The sequence below is a fragment of the Halorubellus litoreus genome (assembly GCF_037081675.1).
GTDB classification, from domain to species: Archaea; Halobacteriota; Halobacteria; order Halobacteriales; family Natrialbaceae; genus Halorubellus; species Halorubellus litoreus.
Genome location: NZ_JAZAQL010000001.1, coordinates 741,132 through 762,170 on the forward strand (window position 1 = coordinate 741,132; position 21,039 = coordinate 762,170).

A 21,039-nucleotide genomic window follows, 5' to 3' on the forward strand; every position below is an offset into this window, starting at 1 on the left:
TTACCGGACCTTCAACGCGTACGCGCCCGCTTCCGTGACCTCCATCTCCTCCGCGATCATCGAGGTCTCCGGGTGCGCGATGACGACGTAGCCCGCCCAGTCCTCCGACAGCGACGTCGACCCACAGCTCGGACACTGGTTCGCGTCCGGGTCGACGACGCGATGGCACTCGCGGCAGACGAGGCGATCGTTCGCCATCTAATCACCCGCCTCCGCCTCGCGACCCTGCCGGTCCTCGGCCAACCAGCCGTGCTTCCCGAGCCCCGGCTGCTTCGCCGTGAGCCCGATCTTGGAGTCGCGCGGATTCCGTTCGTCGATGCTCTTCGTCACGATACGCGCTCGAATCGCGTCCTCGACGCCGAGCGTGCGATTCGACTCGCTGGACGCGAGCTGCTGGTTCTCGCCGTCGTACGCGAGGTACTCGTCGCTGATCTGGGAGACGTGCAGCAGGCCGTCGACCGGCCCGATGCCGACGAACGCCCCGAACTCCACGACCTCCACGACCGTCCCGTCGACGACCTCCTGCATCTGCGGGTCGAACGTCACCGCGTCGAACTCCGCCTCGTAGTACACGCCCGGGCGGTTCGGCAACACCGCACCCGTCCCGATGTCGTGAACGTTCACGACCGAGACGACGCTCCCAACGTCTTCGTCCATTCGCCCCTCGAGCTTGTCCTGTAGGAGTCGCTTGACGAGCTCCGGACTGACGTCCGCGAGCTCCTTCGGGGGGACCTCTACCGTATCCTTGAGCCTGACCTTCTTGTACATCGCTATGGTCGAGTGATATCCAGTTTGTTCGTGCCGCGTAATGCTATTACCGGAACGCTCGCGTCCAAGACGCGGTCCCGGAGCGGTTGGTCGTTCGTGACGACGGCGTCGACTCGCCCGTCTTCGGCGAGTTCGACGAGCGCGTCGTCCGCGTACGATTCGGTGGTGTCCACGCGCGTCGTGCGCTCGACGGCGAGGTCGTACCCGACCGACGCCGCAGTGCCCTCCAGCCCGCCGCCGTCGGCGAGCTTCCGGAGTTCCTCGACGACCGCCTCCGGGACGACCGGCTCGGCGTTCTCGACCACTCGGTCGAGTTCGTCGAACAGTCGGACGTCGAGTTCGACCGGCATCATGAGTGCACTGGTGTCGAGCGCCACGCGCATCGGTCCGTCACCCGTCGAGGGTCCCGACGCCGATGAGCCGCCAGCGCGCACCGACGCGACGGTTGATGGCTATCTTCGCGCCCGTCTCCGAGCAGACGGGGCGTTTGAGGTTCACTTCGCACTCGCCGTCGCGCGCGGACGTGACCGCACCGACCGTGGTGGCGGTGCCGACGGTGAGCATGAGCGGTTCACCGGTGTTGATGGGTTCGACCTCGGTCATGTCGTCGCCGACGACGCGGTCGAGCAAGTCGACCGACATCGTGAACGAGTCCCAGACCGGCGGGAGCGAACCGGGCGCGCCCGCGAGCTGGCCGGCGAGCGCGTCACCCTTCGTGAGCGCCGGGTCGAGGCCGGTGCCGACGCCGAGCAGGCCACCGGGCGAGACCTCGTCGACGCTCGTTCCGCCCGCCTGCAGCGAGCGAATCGAGGTCTCGATGGGGCGGTACTCGGTCTGCCCGCCCTCCTCGACCTCGCGACCGGGCTTGATCTCGATCTCGTCCTCGGGCTCGAAGCGCCCGCGGACGAGACTCCCGCCGACGACGCCACCGAGGAGGTCCTCCCACGTGGTGCCGGGGCGGTTGATGTCGAAGCTCCGCGCGCAGTGCAGGAGCGGGTCCGCGTCCGGGTCGCGTTCCGGCGTCGGAATCTCGCGCTCGACCGTCTCGATGAGGACGTCCGTGTTGACGTCCTGCTGCGCGCTGATGGGGACGACGGGGGCGCCTTCGGCGACGGTACCCTCGACGAACTCCTGGATCTGCTCGTAGTTGTCGCGCGCTCGCTCCGCGTCGACGAGGTCGACCTTGTTCTGCGCGATGACGATGTTCTCGATCCCGATGATGTCGAGCGCCATCAGGTGCTCTTCGGTCTGTGCTTGCGGGACGTCCTCGGTCGCGGAGACGACGAGGACGGCGCCGTCCATGATCGCGGCGCCGGAGAGCATCGTCGCCATCAGCGTCTCGTGACCGGGGGCGTCCACGAACGAGACGGTGCGGAGGACGTCGGTCTCGACGTCGTGCTCGGGGCAGGTCTCCTCGACGGTGAACGCTTCGGTGTCGTCGCACTCCGGGCATTTGCGGAACGTCGCGTCCGCGTACCCGAGTCGGATGGAGATACCGCGCTTCATCTCCTCGGAGTGCTGGTCGGTCCACTCGCCACTGAGCGCCTGCACGAGCGTCGTCTTGCCGTGGTCGACGTGGCCGACGAGTCCGATGTTCACCTCCGGTTGTCGGTGTGTTCCTGACATCTTCAAAGAGGAATCTTGGATACGACTACCCTTGTGCGCTTGATAAACCCACCGTTCCTGATTTCGCGCGCGAGGCGCCGCGGCGCCGGTAGCGTCGGGTTACGTGCACCGCCGCGTGGGACGCAACCGGCGCTGGGCCGCGAATCGACTCCACGCCCGACCAGAGAGGATTCGGACCCCTTACACGCCGAACCAGGCGGCGATGCCGAGCGTGGTGACGGCGGCGAGCAGGAGTTGGAGTGGCGCGCCGACGCGAGCGTAGTCGGTGAACTTGTAGCCGCCGGGGCCGTACACCATGAGGTTCGTCTGGTAGCCGATGGGCGTCATGAACGCGGTCGGTCCTGCGAACGTGACGGCGAGCAGGAACGCGAACGGGTCGTGACCGAGGTCGACGGCGGTGCGGGCCGCGATGGGCCCGAGGAGGACGATGCTGGCGACGGGCGTGATGACGTTCGCGAGCAGGCCGGTGAGGAGGTGGAAGGCGGCGAGGATGATGAGGACGTGGAGGCCGCCGATGCCGGCGCCGACGGTCTCGGCGATCCAGGCGGCGCCGCCGGTCGCGTCGAGTGCGGTCGCGAGCGGGAGGACGCCCGCGAGGAGGAAGATGACGTTCCAGGAGACGGCGTCGTAGCCGGCGGCGGAATCGAGCGTGCGGGTGACGAACGCGAGCAGGCAGCCGGCGAGTGCGGTGAGGTAGATGGGGAACGGCGTGAGTGCGGCGGCGAGGACGGCGCCAGCGAGTGCGAGGAGTGCGAGCGGCGTCTTCGGGTCGAGGTCGGGGAGGTCGCGAGCGAACGCGTCCGCGAACAGGCCCTTGGTGACGAGGAGGCTCCCGCGGTCCTGGAGGTGGTCGGCGGCGCCGCCGCTCGCGTGCATGAGGAGGGTGTCGCCGGCGCGGAGTTCGGCGTCTCGCAGGCTTTCGTGGCGGACGTCGCTGCCGCGGCGGATGGCGATGACGGTCGCGTCGAAGCGGTTCCGGAACCCGATGTCGAGCGGGGTGCGGCCGACGAACGTCGAGTCGTTGGGGACGACGGCCTCGTAGAGCGTGCTCGCGGTCCACGGGGCGGCGAGGTCTTCGGCTTCGACGACCTCGCGCGGGAGTTCGCGGAGGCCGTACTCGGTCGTGAACCGGTTGCGTTCCTGGCGGCTTCCCTGGAGCGTGAGGACGTCCCCGGGTTCGAGTGCGCGGTCGGTCTCGGCGGCGACGACGACCTCGCCGTCGCGTTCGAACTGGAGGACGTCGACGTGCGATTCGAGGTCGCCGAAGCGTTCGTCGACCTGCATGCCGACGAGCGCGGAGTCCTCGCGGACGACGGCGACGCCGAGGTAGCGTTCGAGCTCGTAGACGTCGACGAGGTCCTCGGTCGGTTCGATGCGTTCGGGGACGATGCGACGGCCGACGGTGAGGAGGTACGTGCCGCCGACCGCGCAGACGAGGAGGCCGACGGGCGTGAGTTCGAACATCCCGATGGGGCCGTGGTCCATGACACCGGCGGCGGTGAGGTCGGTGGCGATGTCGCTCGCGAGGACGTTCCCGGCGGTCCCGACGAGGGTGAGCGTGCCGCCGAACATGCTCGCGTAGCTGAGCGGAATGAGGAGCTTCGACGGGGAGAGGTGGGCGTCCTCGGCGAGGTCGGTTATCATCGGGATGAAGACGGCGACGACGGGCGTGTTGTTCACGAAGCCGGCGAGCGGCATGGTGGCGGCGATGGTGGCGAGGAGCGTTCGGCGTTCGTCGCCGCGCGTCCAGCGCGCCATGAGGACGCCGAGGTAGTCGACGAGCCCGCTGCGTTGGACGGCTTCGCTGAGGACGTACATCGCGAGGATGGTGAGGACGGCGGGGCTCGCGAACCCGGCGACGGCTTGCTCGGGCGTGACGCGCGTCCACGGTTCGAGCAGCGCGAGGGAGACGAGGATGCCGAGGGCGGTGACGTCGGGTGGGACGACCTCGGTGACGAACGCGAGGAGCGCGAGCGCGACGACGACGAACACGACGAGGGTGCCCGTGCTGAGAGCGGCCATTGCCGTCGGGTTCGCGGGGGTGCGTGATATAAGTCGGCGTCGGCTGGATTCACCGACGGGTCGGCGTCTGTCCCACTCCCCCGGAGTTGATGACAGATTTCCTACCAAAGCTCGTTTTAGCGAACGTTTAGGGCCGATGCGGTCGGATTCGTTCGTATGAGTCGCGCCAGCATCACGGAGTGCGAGGACTGCGTCGAGCCCGCGGAGGCGTTCTCGGTCGTGGGGAACGAGACGCGCCTCGCCATCCTCGAGGCGCTCTGGCAGGCGGATGCGGACGTCGTCCGGTTCTCGCGACTTCGCGAGGCGGTCGGCGTCCGCGATAGCGCGCAGTTCAACTATCACCTCCAGGAGCTCGTCGGGCAGTTCGTCGCGGGCGGCGACGACGGCTACGAGCTGAAGTACGCGGGCAAGGCGGTGGTTCGCGCGCTCCTGGCGGGCGAGTTCACGCACGACCCTGAGTGGGAGGCGTTCGAGATCGACGGCGAGTGCGTCGCGTGCGGGGCGACGCTCGTCGCCGAGTACGTCGACGAGACCATCTGCGTCTCGTGTCCGGACTGCGGGCACGCCCACGGCGAGTACGCGTTCCCGCCGGGCGGGCTCACGGACCGGTCGCGCGAGGAGGTGATGGCGGCGTTCGACCAGCGCGTCCGCCACCTGCACTGTCTCGCCGCGGACGGCGTCTGTCCGGAGTGCAACGGCCGGATGCACAGCGAGGTGGAGCGCGGCGGCGACTGCTGTCTGGGCGCGGACCTCCGCGTCGAGCACGAGTGCGCGCAGTGCGGGCACTCGCTGTGTTCGGCGGTCGGGCTCGTCCTCCTCGACCAGAGCGACGTCGTGACGTTCCACCGCGAGCACGGCGTCGACCTGAACGCGACGCCGTACTGGCAGCTCCCGTGGTGCGTCTCCGACCACCACACGACCGTCGAACGCGAGGACCCGCTGCGGGTCGCGGTGGACGTGCCGCTCGACGACGAGACGCTCCGCGTCGCGCTCGACGCGGACCTGCAGGTGGTGGACGTGGAGCGACACTGACGACCGCGAGCGAACCGTTTAGGTGGGTGTAGAGGTATCTGTCGGAGTCTTCTCGCCCGACCTCGTCTCCGTCACGCGGTTCTCTCCCAACGCTCTTATCGTCCTACCTTGGAACGACGCCACATTACCGAACGGCCGTGACGAGTTCGCGTCCCCGGATGCGAACCTGTCGGGGTCCGCACCTCACGCTCGCATAACTAATCTCGCTGCTCGCCTCGAGGACCGTAGCGCACCGAGCACGAGCGACGGGAGCGCAAAAGAGAGACAGACGACAATGGCAACAAAGACCGGTCAGGAGTCGAACGAACGGATTGCGCGACGATACCCCGAAGAGGTCGTGACGAAGGGCGACATCGACCTCATCGACGAACTCTGCACTGTGGACGTCCTCGACCACAGCCCGCTGGGCGAGCTGCAGGGGCATCAAGAGTTGAAGAATCAGATCGAGATGCTTCGAGGCGGGTTCAGTGACTTCAGTGCGAGCGTGGACGAGGTCATCGCCGAGGGCGATCTCGTCGCGATGCGCGTGACGCTGCGCGGAACGCACGACGGCGAGTTCATGGGGACCGAGGCGACGGGCAAGTCGTTTGAGGTGCCGAACATGATATTCACTCGCGTCGAGAACGGACAGATCGCGGAGCGGTGGGTCGTCCCGGACATGTTCGGGATGCTCACGCAGATCGGTGTCGTGGAGCGACCGACGGCGTAACGCTCTTCGGGGACGCCGGTAGCGACCCGAGCAGTTGTTTTGCGGTGTGTTGGTGGCCGGTGAGTCAGACTTGGGTCCCGTACTGAACGAGATTTCAGTACGAACGCCTACAGAAATGTAATTCAGATTACCCTTATGGTGTCGTGGGCTGTAGGTAGAAGTGAAGATGAACTCCCACCACCACTCCCAGAACGGCCGCAACGCACTCGACGTCCCCAGCCCGGTCGCCCCCTCCGGCCTCGAACTACTCGGTCGCGTCGCCGCACTCGTCGTCGCCGCACTCGCCGTCCTCGCCGGCCTCGCGGTCCTCGCCGCGAACGTCCCCGCCGTCGCCGTCGTCCTCGGGATGCTCGCCGCCGCCGCACTCGTCGTCGCCGTCGTCGCCCTCCCCGTCGCGTTCGTCGCCGCCGTCGGCGCCAGCCTGTAGATCACACCCCTGGCTCCCCTTCCCGTCCCACACATTGATACGCCCGTTCAGCGAACGCAAGAGCGTGTACGACGCAGTCGTGTTCGACGTCGACGGAGTGATCCTTCGACGCCATCCCGACTACCCGTCCGTCTATCGCGACGCGGTCCGCGACGCCTTCCGCGCGTTCGACGTCGACCCGTCGCCCGAGGACGTCGAGTCGTTCTTCGGTGGCGCCAGCAAGTCCCTCGCCGAGATGCGGGCGACGTGCGACCGCCACGACATCGACCTCGAAACGTTCTGGCCGGAACGCGAACGCCGATCCGCGGCCCTCCAGCGGCGCATGATCGAGCGCGGCGACCGGGTCCTCTACGACGACGTGAGCGTGCTGTCGACGCTCGCTGAAACGCACGCCCTCGGATTCGTCTCCAGCAACCAGCACGAGACCATCGAGTTCGTCGTCGAGCACTTCGACCTCGCAGACGACCTCGAGACGTTCCACGGCCGGCGACCGACCGTCGACGGCTTCGAGCGAACGAAACCCGACACCCACTACCTCGACGCCGCGCTCGACGACCTCGAGACGCGCGACGCGCTCTACGTCGGCGACGGCGGACACGACGTCGTCGCAGCACACCGAGCGGGGCTCGACAGCGCGTTCGTGTGGCGCGACCACCGCGACGGCTACGACCTCCCGGAATCACCGACCCACGAGGTCGACCGCCTGACCGACCTCCTCGACGTGATATAGCGCGCCCGACCGCGTCCCGTGCGACCGTCCGACGCGACGACGCTCTCCTGCGCGACCGACCACCGTGGACGCCGTCCCCCGTGGCGAGCGCGACGCTTTTGCCCTCCCGAGCCGTGCCTTCGACCGTGTCCGAGTACGGGTTCGAACTGTCGCTGTGCGCGCACCTGGAGCGCGAGCGAACCGGCGTGCTCGCGCGCCAGCTCGGCGGCGGCGTCCACGCCCCCGGGAACCGCGTGCTCGACGTCGTGCACGTCGAACCCGGCCCCAGCTTCGACGAGCGCGCCGCCATCACCGAGCGGCGCATCCCCGACCCCGCCATCCGCGGGCCCGCCGGCCCCGGCCGCGCCCGCCCATGGCGCGGCGCGCTCCCCGACGACCTCCGTGACGAGTCCGCGCGCCGCATCGCGGACGCCTGCGTCGACCGCGGCTTCTTCGAGCGCGAACGCCGCGGGAGCCGCGAGTACCTCCGCCAGACCGCCAGGTATCCCGACGACTGGTTCGGGCGCGTGCTCGCCGTGGAGAACAAACCCGACCTCGGAACGCCCGGCGACCTGGAACGCCAGCTCCGCCTCGACGTCAGTCTCGCGCTCGTCGACGCGGTCGTGCTCGCGACCGAGAGCCACGTCACGGGCGCGCACCTGAACCGTATCCCCGACGCCGTCGGCGTCTGGCGCTACCACCCCGAGTCCGGCGAACTGGACGTCGTCCGCGACCCCCAGCCGCTCGCCGTGGACGACCCGGGCGTCGAGTTGCTGGACGAGCACCCCGCGCGAACCGACGTCGCCGTGGTCGACGCCGCCGAGAAGCGCGGTGCACGCCGTCGGCTCGCCGAGCGCGCGTACGGGAAGGGCTGGCGGACGTTCGCCCTCCCCGACTGCGAGCGCGTCGCGCCCGACGCCGACCCCGTCGCCGACCACGCGACGCTCCCATACTGTACGCACCACGACCGCGTCGTCGACCCCGCCCGCGACTGCGGCACCGACTGCCCCGGGCACCAGCCCGCGGACGCACCCGACGTCGACCTCGACGCCGAACGCGACGCCCACGGCGCCTGGATTCGCGACCCCGACGGCCGCCGGACGCGCCAGAGCGGCCTCGACGCGTTCGAGTGACGGCGAACAGCCTCAACCGCGGCACGCTCGGGGAGCGCGGGCGACCGCAGGCGACCGGAACCGCAACCGTTCTTGACGCGGCGGTTCTTCCATCGGGCATGGTCGCGTTCGAACTCCGGGACGTCGCTGGCGGCTGGGACACCGCCGCCCTCGGCCCCTCGGACCACGTCGAGTTCACCGTGCACGCCGACGACGAATCCGTCGTCCACACGTACGGCTCCTTCCACCAGCTGCTCCGGCTCTACGACTGCGCGAGCCGCGAGCGCACCAGGCACCCGCAGTTCCTCGGGTACGACCTCGCCGAGCGCGGCGACCGCGTGCACGTCGACCTCCACGGCGGCCGCGTCGAGACCACCTACGGCGACCTCGAGACCGCGCTCGAGGCGTTCCTCGCGGACGTCTTCGACGCGCTCGACGCCCACCCGACGCACGGGTCGCGCGACGACCACCTCGCCACCATCGCCGAGCACGACGTCGCACTCGTCGACGTCCGCGCGCTCTACGACGACCTCGCCGGCGGCGACTGACCGGCCACTGCGCACCACGCGTCCGAACGAGCGCCTTTTACTCGCCCGCCGCGAACCACGAGACAATCGTGGACCTGCACGTGCGGTACGAGGGCGACGACGACCCGAAGAAGTGCACGGCGCGCAAGCTCGAGCGCTTCGACCTCGCAGAGCTCCATCGCTCCGACCGCGCGACGCCGTACGGCGTCGTCCTGAACCCGCACGCCGACACCGCACTGTCGCCAGCCGACGCGGACGTATCGAACCTCGTCGCGCTGGACTGCTCGTGGGAGAGCGCCGGCGAAGCGATGTTCAGCCTCCCCGGCGAGCACCGCGCGCTCCCGTTCCTCGTCGCCGCGAACCCCGTGAACTACGGGAACGCCTTCCAGCTCACGACCGTCGAAGCACTCGCTGCCGGCCTCCACATCCTCGGACACCCAGAACACGCCGAGCGTATCCTCGCGAAGTTCACGTGGGGCGAGACGTTCCTCGAACTCAACGCCGAACCCCTCGACCGATACGCCGCCTGCGAGAACTCCACCGAGGTCGTCGCCGTCCAGGACGACTACCTCGTCGACGAAGAGACCGCGGAGTAGCCGCAGCCGCGTCGACGCGACCGCTCAGGCCTCGCGTCGGAGGCGCTGCACGACGAACTCCTGCTCGAGCTTCCCGAGGAACTGCCCGAGTTGCGGGCCCTCCTCCTCGCCGAAGAACAGCTCGTAGCCCGCACCGAAGAAGTCGCCGATCGGTAGTCCGTTGTCCTTCGCCGTCTCGTAGATCTCCCCCTGGATGGCCTCGCCCTCGTGCCCCTCCTCGACGAAGTCCGCGAGGTCGTCGAGCGCGGCCTCGGTCTCCGCGTCGAAGTCGACGTCCGGGAGGTCCTCGAGGACCGTGTAGTTGTACTCGTTGTCCTGCCGGCTCGCCCAGGTGCGGGCTCGCTCGACGCGCTCGAACGCGCGCTCGACGACCGCGTCGCTCGGGTCCTCGGGGAGGTGCCCCTGCTTGACGGCGTGCTCGACGCGCACGTCGTGGTCGGGGAACATCCCGAGGACCGCCGCGAACGTGTACGGAATCCTCGTCGGGCGCTCCTCCGCGGCCGCGTCGGCGGGGGCGGTCCCGGGGTCGAGGTGGTCGACGAGGAACGGGTACACGCGCTCGGCGCGCTCGCGCTCGTCCTCGCTCGCCTCCACCTCGCCGTAGTACACGCTCTCGAAGCGGTCGAACTCGTCGACGAGCTGGTCGAGGTTGGAGAGCGGGAAGTCCCGCGCCTTCTTCGGGTTCTTCGCGAAGAAGAAGCGCAGTACCTCCGGTTCCAGGAGGTCGAGGACGTCGTCGACGAGGACGACGTGCCCTTCGCTCGAACTGAACGGTTCGCCGTCCAGCGTGAACCACTCGTACACCATCGGGACCGGCGGCTCGTTCCCCAGCAGGTTCCGGGCGACGTCGTCGCCGCTCGGCCACGACCCCTCCGCGTGGTCCTTCCCGAACGGCTCGAAGTCGACACCGAGGACCTGCCACTGCGCGGGCCACTCGAGGCGCCACGGGAGCTTGCCCTCGCGGAGCGTCGCCGTGCCCTCGTGCCCGCACCCGGAGATGACCTGGTCGCCGGCTTCCATGTCCGTGCACTCGTAGTCGACCTCGCCGTCGCTCGCGCGGATGGCAGTGACGGTCTCCGTGACCTTCCCGCACTCCGCGCAGATGGGGTTGAACGGGACGTAGTCGTCGTCGACCTTGTCCTGGTACTCGCGGAGGACGTCCCGCGCCTCGTCGACGTGCTCGAGGACGAACCGCGTGACGGCCTCGAAGTCGCCGTCCTCGTAGAGGTCGGTGTTCGAGACGAGTTCGATGGGGACGCCGAGGGCGTCCGCGCCGGACTGGATGAGGTTCGAGAAGTGCGCGCCGTAGGAATCACAGCACCCGAACGGGTCCGGAATCGCGGTGTAGGGATGCCCGAGGTTCCGGCCGAGCGCGCCCGCGTCGACGTCACCGAGGTCGACGAGATTCCCGTCGAGGTCCGCGAGCTTCCGCGGGAGCTTCCGGAGCGGGTCGCGGTCGTCGCTCGTGAACACCTGCCGGACCTCGTAGCCGCGCTCGCGGAGCACTTCCGCGACGAAGTACCCGCGCATCACCTCGTTCATGTTCCCGAGGTGCGGGACGCCCGACGGCGAGATACCGCCCTTGACGACGATGGGCTCGTCGGGGTTGCGGTCGAGAACGACGTCCGCGACGTGGTCCGCCCAGAAGGCGTGCCGGCGGTCCACACCGTCGTCGGCGCTCAGCGTGTACGGACTGATGGCGTCGTCGCTCACGACGCATCACCGCCCGCTACGAGGGGTCGAATCATACGAGAACGTCCGAGCGAGCCGTTCTTAAGGGTTGTCAACTCCCGAAAGCGCCTCGGAGCCGACGAGAACAGCAGGGAGGGAGGAAGGAAGGACTGGAGACGATGGAAGAACTGGAGACGGCGGAGCGGCCGGGGCGCGTTACTCGGCCCAGTACGTGAGCTGGTCGCCGGCGCCGTCGGGAACGACGTCGGTGCCCTCGTGTTCGCCGTAGCGGACGGCGTCGAGGACGCGCTCGGGGTCGGTGCCGTCGAGGACGATGGTGCGGGTGCCGGCGCGCTGGATGATCTTCGCGGCGAGGAGGTCCACGGGCGCGGAGGACCCGGCGTTCATCTCGAGGCCTGCGATGACGTCGACGAGGTCGGCAGCGGAGAGCTCGGGGTACTGTTCGGCGTCGTCGTCCTCGTTCGGGTCCGCGGAGTACACGCCGGGGACCGAGGTGGCGTACACGAGGAGGTCCGCGCCGACGTACTCCGCGACCGCGGCGGACACCGCGTCCGTCGTCTGGGCGGGCGTGACGCCGCCCATCACGCAGACGTCGCCGTTCCGGAGGACCTCGCCCGCCTCCTCGTAGTCGGTGGCGGGCGCGTTGGCGACGCCGTCGCCGAGCGCGGCGATGAGGAGGCGCGCGTTCAGGCGCGTGACGTCGATACCGAGCTGGTCGAGTTCGATCTCGTTCGCGCCGAGGTCGCGGGCCGCACCGATGTACTCGCGGGCGACGCCACCGCCGCCGACGACGGCCGCGACCTGGCATCCGTCGTCGACGAGCGTCCGAACGGCGTCCGCGTACGCCGCCACGCGCGGGGAGTCGAGGTCGGGCGCGAGGACGCTGCCGCCGATGGAGACGACTACCTTCATGTTACACCCGCATACCCCGGTGGCGTTCATAAGGGTTGCCAACTCGCGTGCGACGGACGCCACATTGGTTTGGGTGTGGCCTTTCGTACCGGGAGCGTTCGTGATACGGTGACCCGTGACGGGAGTCCTGCGAGCGGTCGAACGGGCGGTCGCGGCGGCTGACGACCGTCGGCACGCGCCAATGTGGGACGCGCGAGCGGGATTCGTTCGGCGCGTTCGAGAGCGAAAACAGTGGCTTCGGACCCGATAGCTCGCATTACGCAAACATCTCCGGAACCGCAGTAGGTTCGAGTTTAGAAGCGTTAGAAGCGGTTCTAAAACGTCTAAGCGTCTCTGAGGACTTTGTGAAAGGAGAGCGAATCGACGCGAAACGTGAAATGAACACGAGATGACTCGAAAAAACACTAAACGAACCGAAGGGACTGCCCTTTATAACATCCTCCCGGTGATAGCGATGAGCGAGGCGAACTCACAATGAGCGCAACTACCCAACCCTCCACGGACGACGCGCCGAGCAAGGAAGCCCGCCTGACCGAGTACCTGCGCGAGAAGGCCGCGGACGGCGAGATGTACTTCAAGTCGAAGTTCATCGCCGACGAGGTCGGTCTCTCCCCCAAGGAGATCGGTGCGCTGATGGTCAAGCTCACCGACGCCGCAGAGGACCTCGAGATCGAGAAGTGGTCGTACACGAGCGCGACCACGTGGCGCGTCGAACCCGCCTGAGAGGGCGACGCCACGCCGTCCGAGTCGCATCAGTCACTCTCGCGCGGACCTGGTCCCCGCCGGTCCCCGCACCCCTCCCCCACACCAACACCGACTCTCTCACCCACCCGTCCGCCCCGTCGACGACGGCCACTCCCACGGGGCGCCGTGGGTTTTTACGCGACCACGTCATACCGAGGGATAGATGCAGCCCGGTGACCCCGCTCGGTCCGCGAACTCGCCAGCAGGGGGACGGCCGTCGGCACCGCCCGGCGCGCCCGACCCCGCGGCGTTCGACGACCAGTTCCACACGTACGAGACGCAGGTCATCGACGACGAGGTACGGTACTACGGCGAACCGCTCGGGAGCCCCGAGGCGGTCGTGCGCGACATCTGGGAGGTGTTCCACGAGCACGACCACGAGGTCGAGTTGACGGTCGAAGCCGGACGGTACGTCCTCGTCGCGACCGAGCAGTCCTACGGTATCGACGGCGTTCCCTGGAAGAACGTCGCGCTGTTCCTCGCGACGATCGTCACGACGCTGTTCGTGGGCGCGCAGTGGTACCTCATCGACCCGGTCGCGGACCCCTGGAAGGCGGTGACGACCGCGTGGCCGTTCTCCGCGGCCGTGATGGGCGTCCTCATGACCCACGAGCTCGGGCACTACGTCGCGAGCCGGTATCATCGCGTGAACGCGAGCCTCCCGTACTTCATCCCGTTCCCGAGTCTCATCGGGACGATGGGTGCCGTCATCCGGATGAAAGGCCGGATGCCCGACCGGAAGGCCCTGTTCGACATCGGCGCGAGCGGCCCGCTCGCGGGGCTCGCGGCGACGATCGTCGTGACGACCATCGGGTTGTTCCTCCAGCCGATTCCCGTCGACCCGACGATCATCGACGCCGAGGGCACCATCACCATCAGCCTCGGGTTCCCGCCGCTGATGCACGCGCTCTCGTGGATAACCGGCCAGCCGCTCCAGTACGGGCAGGCGCTGAACGTGAACCCGGTCGTCATCGGCGGCTGGGTGGGTGCGTTCGTCACCGTCCTGAACCTCATCCCGGTCGGCCAGCTCGACGGCGGGCACATCACGCGCGCCGTCTTCGGCGAGAACCAGTCGACGCTCGCCGCCGTCGTCCCCGTCGGCCTGTTCGGGCTCGCGGGCTACCTCCACTACTTCGAGGACATCGCGTTCCAGGCGGTCGCCGTCTGGGTGTTCTGGGGCGTGCTCGCGCTCGTCGTCGGACGCGCCGGCACCGCCGAACCGGTTCGCGACGAACCGCTGGATTCGCGGCGGCTCGCGCTCGCCGCGCTCACGTTCGTCCTCGGCGCCGCGTGCTTCATGCCGGTCCCGGTGCTCGTCTCGACGACGTGACCGCGAGCCGTCGGTCGCGTTCGTCCGCGAGTCGCGTGCGTCGACTCGCGTTCGGGTGACGGTTAGTCGCCGTGCGTGAACCCGCGGTCTGGGAGTGCGTCCCCGCCGACAGTGACGGCGCCGTCGCTCGAGGCGGCTGCGGTGTCACCGGTGACGTCACCGACGACGGTGAGCTCGACCGGGCACGCGTCGCGTGCGGTCGCGATCTCGTCATCGGGGAGCGTGCAGACGAGTTCGAAGTCCTCGCCGAAGAAGACGGTCATCTCGCGAGCGTCCGCGTCGTCGGTCGCGTAGTCGGCGACCGCGTCGACCGCGGGGACGGCGGCTTCGTCGACGTCGATCGTGCAGTCGCTCGCGGCGGCGAGCTGGTGCAGTGACCGTGCGAGGCCGTCGCTGGAGTCCATCATCGCGGTCGCGTACGGGGCGAGGGCGCGACCGGCGGCGACCCGGGGCGTGAACTGGAAGAGGTCGTTCGCGCGGTCGACGTCGCCCGCGTCGAACGCGCGGAGCGCCGCTGCCGAGCGACCGAGTCCGCCAGTGACGCAGACGACGTCGTCCGCGGTGGCGCCGGCGCGGGTGACGGGGTCGTCGGTCTCGCCGAGCGCCGTCGACGCGACCGTGAACTCGTCGTGGCCGTCGAGGTCGCCGCCGACGTACTCCGCGTCGACGCGCTCGCAGACGTCGCGAGCGCCCGAGAGGAACGCCTCGAGGTCCGCAGCGTCGAACGCCGGTGCACCGTACACCGCGACGGCAGCGGTCGCCTCCGCGCCCATCGCAGCGACGTCCGAGAGCGACGCACCGACCGCTCGCCAGCCCGCCGTGTACCGCGTCGTCCCCGCCGGGAAGTCCGTCGACTCGTGGAGCATGTCCGTCGTCACCACCGTCCCGTCGACGACCGCGGCGTCGTCCCCGGCGCGCCCGACCAGGCCGCCGACCAGGTCGAGTGCCGCCCGTTCGTCCATGCCCTCGAATTGCGGTCGAATCGACAAAAGCGACGCGATACCGAGCCCCCGTCCCGCTAGCTCCCGCCCCACGCTGCCGGATCCGTCCCGACACCACCGACTCAATCACGGCGTCACCGGTAGCCGTCGCGGCCGCCGACGGCCGCCCCGCGCCATCGTTACGAGGCGGTGGGTTCAAACAGGGTGCGGTCGTCGGGTCGTGTATGTTCGAGGACGTCGACGGTCGCGCCATCGCCGCCGGATTCCTCGGCGCGGCCCTGGTCCTCCTCGCGCTCCTGTGGTTCGTCGGCGTGGACGAGGTGCTCACGCGAGTGACGAACGCACCGCCGAGCGTGCTCGCACTCATCGTCGCCGCCGCCGTCTGCTGGCTCGCGTCGTGGGGGCTCGCGCTCCGCGCCGTCCTCGCGAGCCTCGGCCTCTCGCTGTCGCGGATCCAGTCGTTCGTCGTGTTCTCCGCGGCGACGTTCGCGAACAACGTCACGCCGTTCGGGCAGGCCGGCGGCGAACCCGTGAGCGCGCTGTTCATCTCGCGCGAAGCCGACACCGAGTACGAGACCGCGCTCGCCGCCATCGCGAGCGTCGACGGCCTGAACTTCGTTCCCTCCATCGGGTTCGCGTTACTCGCAGTCGGGTACTACGCGGTCACCATCGCGTTCAACGACCGGCTCGTGTTCGTCGCCACCGCCGTCGCCGCGCTCGCCGTCGCGCTCGCCGTCGCCGCCGTCCTCGGGTGGCGGAACCGGTACGCGATAGAGCACCGGCTCGTCCGCGGGCTCGCCCCCATCCTCGGGCGCGTGACCGCACGACTCCCCGTCGTCTCACGCGTCAAGGTCGACGTCATCGAGCGCCGCATCGAGGGGTTCTTCCACGCCATCGAGCGCGTCGCGACCGACCGCCGGAACCTCGCGAGCGCGCTCAGCCTGTCCGCGCTCGGCTGGGCGTTCTCCATCACGTCGCTGTCGCTGTCGCTGTACGCGGTCAGTGACGTCGCAGCCGTGAGCGTCGTCGCCGCCGCGATGCTCGCCATCCCCCTCGGCAGTCTCGCCGGCGTCACCCCGCTCCCCGGCGGCCTCGGCGGCATCGAAGCCGTCCTCATCTTCGTCCTGACGCCCGTCCTCCCGGCGCTGGGGAGCGGTGCCGTCGCCGCCGCCGTCCTCCTGCATCGCGCCGCGACGTACTGGCTCCCGCTGCTCGTCGGCGGCGGCTCCGTCGCCGCGCTCTCCGCACGAGCCGAGTAGCACCGCGTCTCGCGGTCGTTCACCGCCGAACACGCCGGATTCGAGCGCGTGGACGCGGCTATCGAATACGATGGACTTTTAGGCAGCGCGGGGGTACGAACCGGCAATGACGACGATGTACGACGTCCCGGCGGACGCGCTCATCGAAGCGCTCGCCGACGACCTCTCGGACCGACTCGAGGAACCGGAGTGGATGATCGTGACGAAGACCGGCAACAGCAAGGAGCTGCCGCCCGAACAGGACGACTTCTGGGCGACCCGCGGCGCCAGCCTCCTCCGGAAGGTCGCGGACAACGAACCGATCGGTATCGAGCGCCTGTCGACGATGTACGGCGGCTCGAAGGCGGGTACGAACCGCTACGGCGTCTCCGGCACGCACCGCGAGGACGGCTCGAAGAAGGTCATCCGGACGCTCCTCCAGCAGCTCGAGGACGAGGACCTCATCCAGACGCGCGAGGGCCAGGGTCGCGCCATCACCCCCGAGGGTCGCAGTCTCCTCGACGACACGGCCGGCGAGGTCATGCATGATCTCGACCGCCCGGAACTCGAGAAGTACGCGTAAGCACGTCGACGAATCGGGGCGCGCGGTGTCGAGTCCCGAAACCGTTTTTTCGCCGACGCACGAAAGCGTTCGTATGAGCGACAGCCAGGACGACCTCGAGAAGCTACGCGAGGAGAAGATGCAGGAGCTCCGCGAGCGAAAGCAGGCTCAAGAGGGCGACAGCGAGGCCCAGGAGGCCCGCCAGCAGGAGGCCGAGGCCCAGAAGAAGGCGTTGCTCCGCCAGCACCTCACTGACGGGGCGCGAAAGCGCCTGAACTCGGTGAAGATGAGCAAGCCCGACTTCGGCGAGCAGGCCGAACAGCAGATTCTCGCGCTCGCACAGCGCGGCCAGATCGGGGGGAAGATCGACGAGGAGAAGATGAAGGCGCTCCTGAAGGAACTCAAGCCCGACGAGAAGAGCTTCAACGTGCGTCGGCGGTAGATGGAGCTGGGGTTGCTCTACAGCGGTGGGAAGGATTCGACGCTCGCCGCACTGTTGCTCGACGACTTCTACGACGTGACGCTCGTCACCGGGCACTTCGGCGTGACCGACGACTGGGAGCACGCGAAGGCGGCAGCGGAGTCGGTCGGGTTCGCGCACGAACGCATCGAGCTCGACGAGGCCGCGGCGCAGGATGCGGTCGAGAAGATGGTCGCTGACGGGTTCCCGCGGAACGGCATCCAGGCGGTCCACGAGCACGCGCTCGAGCGACTGGCCGCGGAGGGGTTCGACGCGATCGCGGACGGGACGCGCCGCGACGACCGCGTGCCGACGGTGTCGCGCGCGCAAGCGCAGAGCCTCGAGGACCGCCACGACGTGGACTACATCTCGCCGCTATCGGGGTTCGGGCGTGGTGCGGTCGACCGGCTCGTCGACTCGGCACTCTCGGTGACCGTCGGGCCGAGCGAGTCGATTCCGCGCGCGGACTACGAGGCGGAGTTACGCGCCTTGCTCCGCGAGGAACACGGCGAGAGCGCGGTCGCCGACGTGTTCCCGGCGCACGACCAGACGTACGTCGAAGGGCCGCGGTAGGGCGTCGTTCGGCGCGCACTCGGCGCACGCTCGGGTTCGTGGTGTGCGTCGGCAAGCGAAAGGTTGGAGGGACGGACTCGCGAAGCCTCGGGTATGTATGATGGACTGAAGGGGTTCAAGGACTTCTATCCCCGCGAGATGGCCGCCCACAGGGAGGTCATCGATACCGTCGAAGGGGCGGCCCGGCGATACGGGTTCCGGGAGGTAGAGACCCCGCGACTCGAGCGCGCGGAGATGTGGACGGACAAGTCCGGTGACGAGATCGTCGACGAGCTGTACGCGTTCGAGGACAAGGGCGGGCGGATGGTGACGCTCGCGCCGGAGTTGACGCCGACGGTCGCGCGGATGGTCGTCGCGAAGCAACAGGCGCTCTCGAAGCCGATCAAGTGGATGTCGACGCGGCCGTTCTGGCGGTACGAGGCCGTCCAGCAGGGACGATTCCGCGAGTTCTACCAGACGAACGTCGACATCTTCGGGTCGAGCGAACCGGACGCGGACGCGGAGATCCTCGCGTTCGCGGCGGACGCACTCGTCGACCTCGGGCTCGACGCAGCGGACTTCGAGTTCCGCGTCAGCCACCGCGACGTGCTCGGAACCGTCCTCTCGGAGTACGGCGACGACGTGGACACGCGCGAGGCGATCCGCGCGGTCGACAAGCGCGCGAAGGTCGAGGAGAACGAGTACCTCGGCCTGCTCGCCGACGCCGGCCTCTCCTACGACGACGCCCGCCAGTTCGACGACCTCCTCGTCGCGGGCGAGGACGACCTCGACGAACTCGTCGCGTTCAGCGACGCCGTCGAACCCGCCGTGGACAACCTCCGCGCGGTCCTCGACGCCGCCGAGGACTTCGGCGTCCGCGAGTACTGCGACCTGTCGCTGACGACCGCTCGCGGCCTCGACTACTACACGGGCGTCGTCTTCGAGTGCTTCGACAGCGCGGGCGAAGTCGGCCGGTCCGTGTTCGGTGGCGGCCGCTACGACGACCTCATCGAGGACTTCGGCGGCCAGCCGACGCCCGCGGTCGGCGTCGCACCCGGCGTGATGAACTCGACGCTCCCCCTCCTCCTGCAGCGCGCGGGCGTCTGGCCCGAGGAGGAACTCTCGACGGACTACTACGTCCTCCAGGTCGGCGACACGCGCCCGGTCGCCGCCAGGGTCGCGCGCGACCTTCGCACCGCGGGGCACGTCGTCGAGACGGACGTCTCCGGGCGAAGCTTCGGCGCCCAGATGGGGTACGCGGACTCCATCAACGCCGACACCGTCGTCATCGTCGGCGAACAGGACCTCGAGAACGACGAGGTCACCATCAAGGACATGGCGTCGGGCGATCAGACGACCGCACCCGTCGACGACTTCCCCGGCGACCGCGAGAAGCCGACGTACGACGACTACGCGTAAACTACCCCACCCTACTCGCTCACGGCGTCGCCGTCCGCTTCGTCGAGCGCCTTCCGGCACCGGTAGACGACGGCGGACTGTACCATCTCGCCGGGCGTCCGGAACGCGGTCGTCCGGGAGAGGAACGAGCTCGTGGTCGCGGCCGCGGGGTCGGCGTCGTCGCCGTCGCGTCGCCCGGCGAACGCGGCGTCGACGTTCGAGCGCGTCCACGGGCTCGCGCCGAGGAAGTCCGCGAACGACTCGAACTCCGAGTGCGCCTGGAGGAACGCTGGACTGAGGAGGGTGGCGAGTGCGGCGACGTCGCCGTCCGCGACGCGGTCGGCGAGTTCGGCGCCCTCGCCGAGCGCGTCCGTGAGGGCGTCCAGGTCCGCGTCCGTGTACGGGCCGTCGTCGAGCGCGAGTCGGTCGGCGAGGTTCGCGCCGACGAGGTCGGCGACCTCCTCGCCCGAGTACTCCGTCATGGAACGGTAGTCGGCGGGTGCGCGGGTAAGCGTGTCGCCAACCGACCGCGGCGACACCGGGCGATGGTTCAAGTAGCGAGACGCGGCGACGGTCGGCGTGCCGTGACGACCCATCGCGGGGCGCGCCCGACGACCAGCGCGACGCCAGCGTCCCGCGACGAACGAGCCAGCGCGCTCACCGTCGAGTAGCGGGCGGCGAGCGCGCTCGGCGAGGCGTCGCCAGTCAGCCCCAAGTCGCCTCCGCCCCACCAGCGGCGACGCACTCCTCCGTCGCAGCGGCGCCGTCGTCCGGAGGGCACTTCTCCCCGAGTCGCGTAGCCGTCGGTATGCGTGCGTTCCGCGTCGCGTACGACGGCCGGCCGTACCACGGCTTCCAGCGACAGCCCCAGGTTCCAACGGTCGAGGACGCCATCTTCGACGCGCTCCGCGACCTCGGCGTGCTCGCGAGCGACGCCGACGCACCCGAGGGATACGCGGCCGCGGGCCGCACCGACGCCGGCGTCTCGGCGATAGCGCAGACCGTCGCGTTCGAGTGCCCGGACTGGCTGACGCCACGCGCGTTCAACGGCGAACTTCCCGAGCACGTCCGAGCGTGGGCGAACGCCGACGTCGACGCCGACTTCCACGCGACCCATCACGCCACGAGTCGCGCGTACGACTACCACCTGTACGCGCCGACCGCCGACGCGGACCGGGCAGCAGCGGCGCTCTCGCGAGTCGAGGGCACGCACGACTTCGCGGACCTCACCGCGGCGAGCGACGACGACACCACCCGCACCGTCGAGACCGCGACCGTCGCCCGCGACGGCGACGTCCTCCGCGTGCACGTTCGCGCCGACGGCTTCCTCTGGGAGCTCGTCCGCCGCATCGTCGCGCTCGTCCGGAGCGTCGCAACCGGCGACCGCAGCCTCGACGACGTCGACCGCGCACTCGCCCCTGCTCCGCTCCCCGACCACGAGCGCGTCGGGCCCGCCCCGCCCGAACCGCTCGTGCTCGTCGACGCAACCTATCCCGACGTCGCGTTCGAGCGCGACGACGAAGCAGCGACGAGCGCCACCGCCGTCTTCGAGTCGGCGCACGCCACCGCGGTCTCGCGCGGTCGCGTGACAGCCGCGCTCCGGGACGGTGTCGACGCACCGGCGTCACCGACCGATGCGGACCCGCGCTGAGTCGGCCTGATCACTTCTCGCCGTGGGACGT

Annotated in this window: 24 protein-coding genes; 15 read left to right on the plus strand and 9 right to left on the minus strand. The window is 69.3% G+C overall.

Going from position 1 to position 21,039, the window contains the following annotated elements:
* The 5 genes from spt4 to VYJ16_RS03790 all read right to left on the minus strand — a co-directional run bounded on the left by spt4 (window position 1) and on the right by VYJ16_RS03790 (window position 4,416).
* Complete coding sequence (gene spt4 / locus VYJ16_RS03770; protein WP_227132394.1) at window positions 1-198, minus strand: transcription elongation factor subunit Spt4; 198 nt, start codon at window positions 196-198, stop codon at window positions 1-3.
* Window positions 199-768, minus strand: coding sequence for a DNA-directed RNA polymerase (locus VYJ16_RS03775; protein WP_227132396.1), 570 nt, complete (start codon window positions 766-768; stop codon window positions 199-201). It abuts the gene before it with no gap.
* Between the two features lie 2 nt (window positions 769-770).
* Window positions 771-1,151 (minus strand): PIN domain-containing protein, encoded by a 381-nt coding sequence (locus VYJ16_RS03780; protein ID WP_336348975.1) that lies wholly within the window; start codon window positions 1,149-1,151, stop codon window positions 771-773.
* A gap of 7 nt (window positions 1,152-1,158) precedes the next feature.
* Window positions 1,159-2,394 (minus strand): translation initiation factor IF-2 subunit gamma, encoded by a 1,236-nt coding sequence (locus VYJ16_RS03785; RefSeq protein WP_336348976.1) that lies wholly within the window; start codon window positions 2,392-2,394, stop codon window positions 1,159-1,161.
* Between the two features lie 180 nt (window positions 2,395-2,574).
* Window positions 2,575-4,416: an SLC13 family permease gene (locus tag VYJ16_RS03790; RefSeq protein ID WP_336348977.1), complete on the minus strand. Its 1,842-nt coding sequence runs from the start codon at window positions 4,414-4,416 to the stop codon at window positions 2,575-2,577.
* Window positions 4,417-4,572: 156 nt separating this feature from the next.
* Between VYJ16_RS03790 and VYJ16_RS03795 the strand changes: the two genes are divergently transcribed.
* From VYJ16_RS03795 to VYJ16_RS03825, 7 genes are all read left to right on the plus strand, one after another.
* On the plus strand, window positions 4,573-5,448 hold the full coding sequence (locus VYJ16_RS03795; protein WP_336348978.1) for a DUF7351 domain-containing protein: 876 nt from the start codon (window positions 4,573-4,575) through the stop codon (window positions 5,446-5,448).
* Between the two features lie 274 nt (window positions 5,449-5,722).
* Window positions 5,723-6,157 carry an ester cyclase gene (locus VYJ16_RS03800; RefSeq protein WP_336348979.1) on the plus strand — a complete coding sequence of 145 codons (435 nt, stop codon included), beginning with the start codon at window positions 5,723-5,725 and terminating at the stop codon, window positions 6,155-6,157.
* 166 nt (window positions 6,158-6,323) lie between these two features.
* Window positions 6,324-6,584, plus strand: coding sequence for a hypothetical protein (locus tag VYJ16_RS03805; protein ID WP_336348980.1), 261 nt, complete (start codon window positions 6,324-6,326; stop codon window positions 6,582-6,584).
* A gap of 64 nt (window positions 6,585-6,648) precedes the next feature.
* A complete protein-coding gene (locus VYJ16_RS03810) occupies window positions 6,649-7,314 on the plus strand; it encodes an HAD family hydrolase (RefSeq protein ID WP_336348981.1) in 666 nt (221 codons plus the stop codon).
* Window positions 7,315-7,439: 125 nt separating this feature from the next.
* On the plus strand, window positions 7,440-8,426 hold the full coding sequence (locus tag VYJ16_RS03815) for a DUF5787 family protein (RefSeq protein ID WP_336348982.1): 987 nt from the start codon (window positions 7,440-7,442) through the stop codon (window positions 8,424-8,426).
* 98 nt (window positions 8,427-8,524) lie between these two features.
* Window positions 8,525-8,953: a hypothetical protein gene (locus VYJ16_RS03820; RefSeq protein WP_336348983.1), complete on the plus strand. Its 429-nt coding sequence runs from the start codon at window positions 8,525-8,527 to the stop codon at window positions 8,951-8,953.
* Between the two features lie 68 nt (window positions 8,954-9,021).
* Window positions 9,022-9,528, plus strand: a complete 507-nt coding sequence (locus VYJ16_RS03825; protein ID WP_336348984.1) for a DUF367 family protein — start codon at window positions 9,022-9,024, stop codon at window positions 9,526-9,528.
* Window positions 9,529-9,552: 24 nt separating this feature from the next.
* On the opposite strand, the gene lysS is transcribed toward VYJ16_RS03825, so the two are convergent.
* Window positions 9,553-11,241, minus strand: a complete 1,689-nt coding sequence (gene lysS, locus VYJ16_RS03830; protein ID WP_379761785.1) for a lysine--tRNA ligase — start codon at window positions 11,239-11,241, stop codon at window positions 9,553-9,555.
* A 174-nt stretch (window positions 11,242-11,415) separates the two neighbouring features.
* Window positions 11,416-12,132: a UMP kinase gene (gene pyrH / locus VYJ16_RS03835; protein ID WP_336348985.1), complete on the minus strand. Its 717-nt coding sequence runs from the start codon at window positions 12,130-12,132 to the stop codon at window positions 11,416-11,418.
* A 474-nt stretch (window positions 12,133-12,606) separates the two neighbouring features.
* On the opposite strand from pyrH, the gene VYJ16_RS03840 reads away from it, so the two are divergent.
* Window positions 12,607-12,855: a DUF7123 family protein gene (locus tag VYJ16_RS03840; RefSeq protein WP_227132412.1), complete on the plus strand. Its 249-nt coding sequence runs from the start codon at window positions 12,607-12,609 to the stop codon at window positions 12,853-12,855.
* A gap of 184 nt (window positions 12,856-13,039) precedes the next feature.
* Window positions 13,040-14,206: a site-2 protease family protein gene (locus VYJ16_RS03845; RefSeq protein ID WP_336348986.1), complete on the plus strand. Its 1,167-nt coding sequence runs from the start codon at window positions 13,040-13,042 to the stop codon at window positions 14,204-14,206.
* A gap of 62 nt (window positions 14,207-14,268) precedes the next feature.
* On the opposite strand, the gene thiL is transcribed toward VYJ16_RS03845, so the two are convergent.
* Window positions 14,269-15,168: a thiamine-phosphate kinase gene (thiL, locus tag VYJ16_RS03850; RefSeq protein ID WP_336348987.1), complete on the minus strand. Its 900-nt coding sequence runs from the start codon at window positions 15,166-15,168 to the stop codon at window positions 14,269-14,271.
* Between the two features lie 203 nt (window positions 15,169-15,371).
* Between thiL and VYJ16_RS03855 the strand changes: the two genes are divergently transcribed.
* The 5 genes from VYJ16_RS03855 to hisS all read left to right on the plus strand — a co-directional run bounded on the left by VYJ16_RS03855 (window position 15,372) and on the right by hisS (window position 19,378).
* Complete coding sequence (locus VYJ16_RS03855) at window positions 15,372-16,406, plus strand: lysylphosphatidylglycerol synthase transmembrane domain-containing protein (RefSeq protein ID WP_336348988.1); 1,035 nt, start codon at window positions 15,372-15,374, stop codon at window positions 16,404-16,406.
* A 106-nt stretch (window positions 16,407-16,512) separates the two neighbouring features.
* Window positions 16,513-16,968: a 30S ribosomal protein S19e gene (locus VYJ16_RS03860; RefSeq protein WP_336348989.1), complete on the plus strand. Its 456-nt coding sequence runs from the start codon at window positions 16,513-16,515 to the stop codon at window positions 16,966-16,968.
* A 73-nt stretch (window positions 16,969-17,041) separates the two neighbouring features.
* The gene (locus tag VYJ16_RS03865; RefSeq protein WP_336348990.1) at window positions 17,042-17,389 is read left to right on the plus strand and encodes a DNA-binding protein; all 348 of its coding nucleotides are present in this window, start codon (window positions 17,042-17,044) and stop codon (window positions 17,387-17,389) included.
* Window positions 17,390-17,980 (plus strand): DUF7411 family protein, encoded by a 591-nt coding sequence (locus tag VYJ16_RS03870; RefSeq protein WP_336348991.1) that lies wholly within the window; start codon window positions 17,390-17,392, stop codon window positions 17,978-17,980.
* A gap of 93 nt (window positions 17,981-18,073) precedes the next feature.
* Window positions 18,074-19,378: a histidine--tRNA ligase gene (hisS, locus tag VYJ16_RS03875; RefSeq protein ID WP_336348992.1), complete on the plus strand. Its 1,305-nt coding sequence runs from the start codon at window positions 18,074-18,076 to the stop codon at window positions 19,376-19,378.
* An 11-nt stretch (window positions 19,379-19,389) separates the two neighbouring features.
* Here hisS and VYJ16_RS03880 read toward each other — a convergent pair whose 3' ends face one another.
* The gene (locus VYJ16_RS03880) at window positions 19,390-19,839 is read right to left on the minus strand and encodes a hypothetical protein (RefSeq protein WP_336348993.1); all 450 of its coding nucleotides are present in this window, start codon (window positions 19,837-19,839) and stop codon (window positions 19,390-19,392) included.
* A 326-nt stretch (window positions 19,840-20,165) separates the two neighbouring features.
* Between VYJ16_RS03880 and truA the strand changes: the two genes are divergently transcribed.
* Window positions 20,166-21,008 (plus strand): tRNA pseudouridine(38-40) synthase TruA, encoded by an 843-nt coding sequence (truA, locus tag VYJ16_RS03885; RefSeq protein ID WP_336348994.1) that lies wholly within the window; start codon window positions 20,166-20,168, stop codon window positions 21,006-21,008.
* Window positions 21,009-21,039 lie beyond the last annotated feature (31 nt).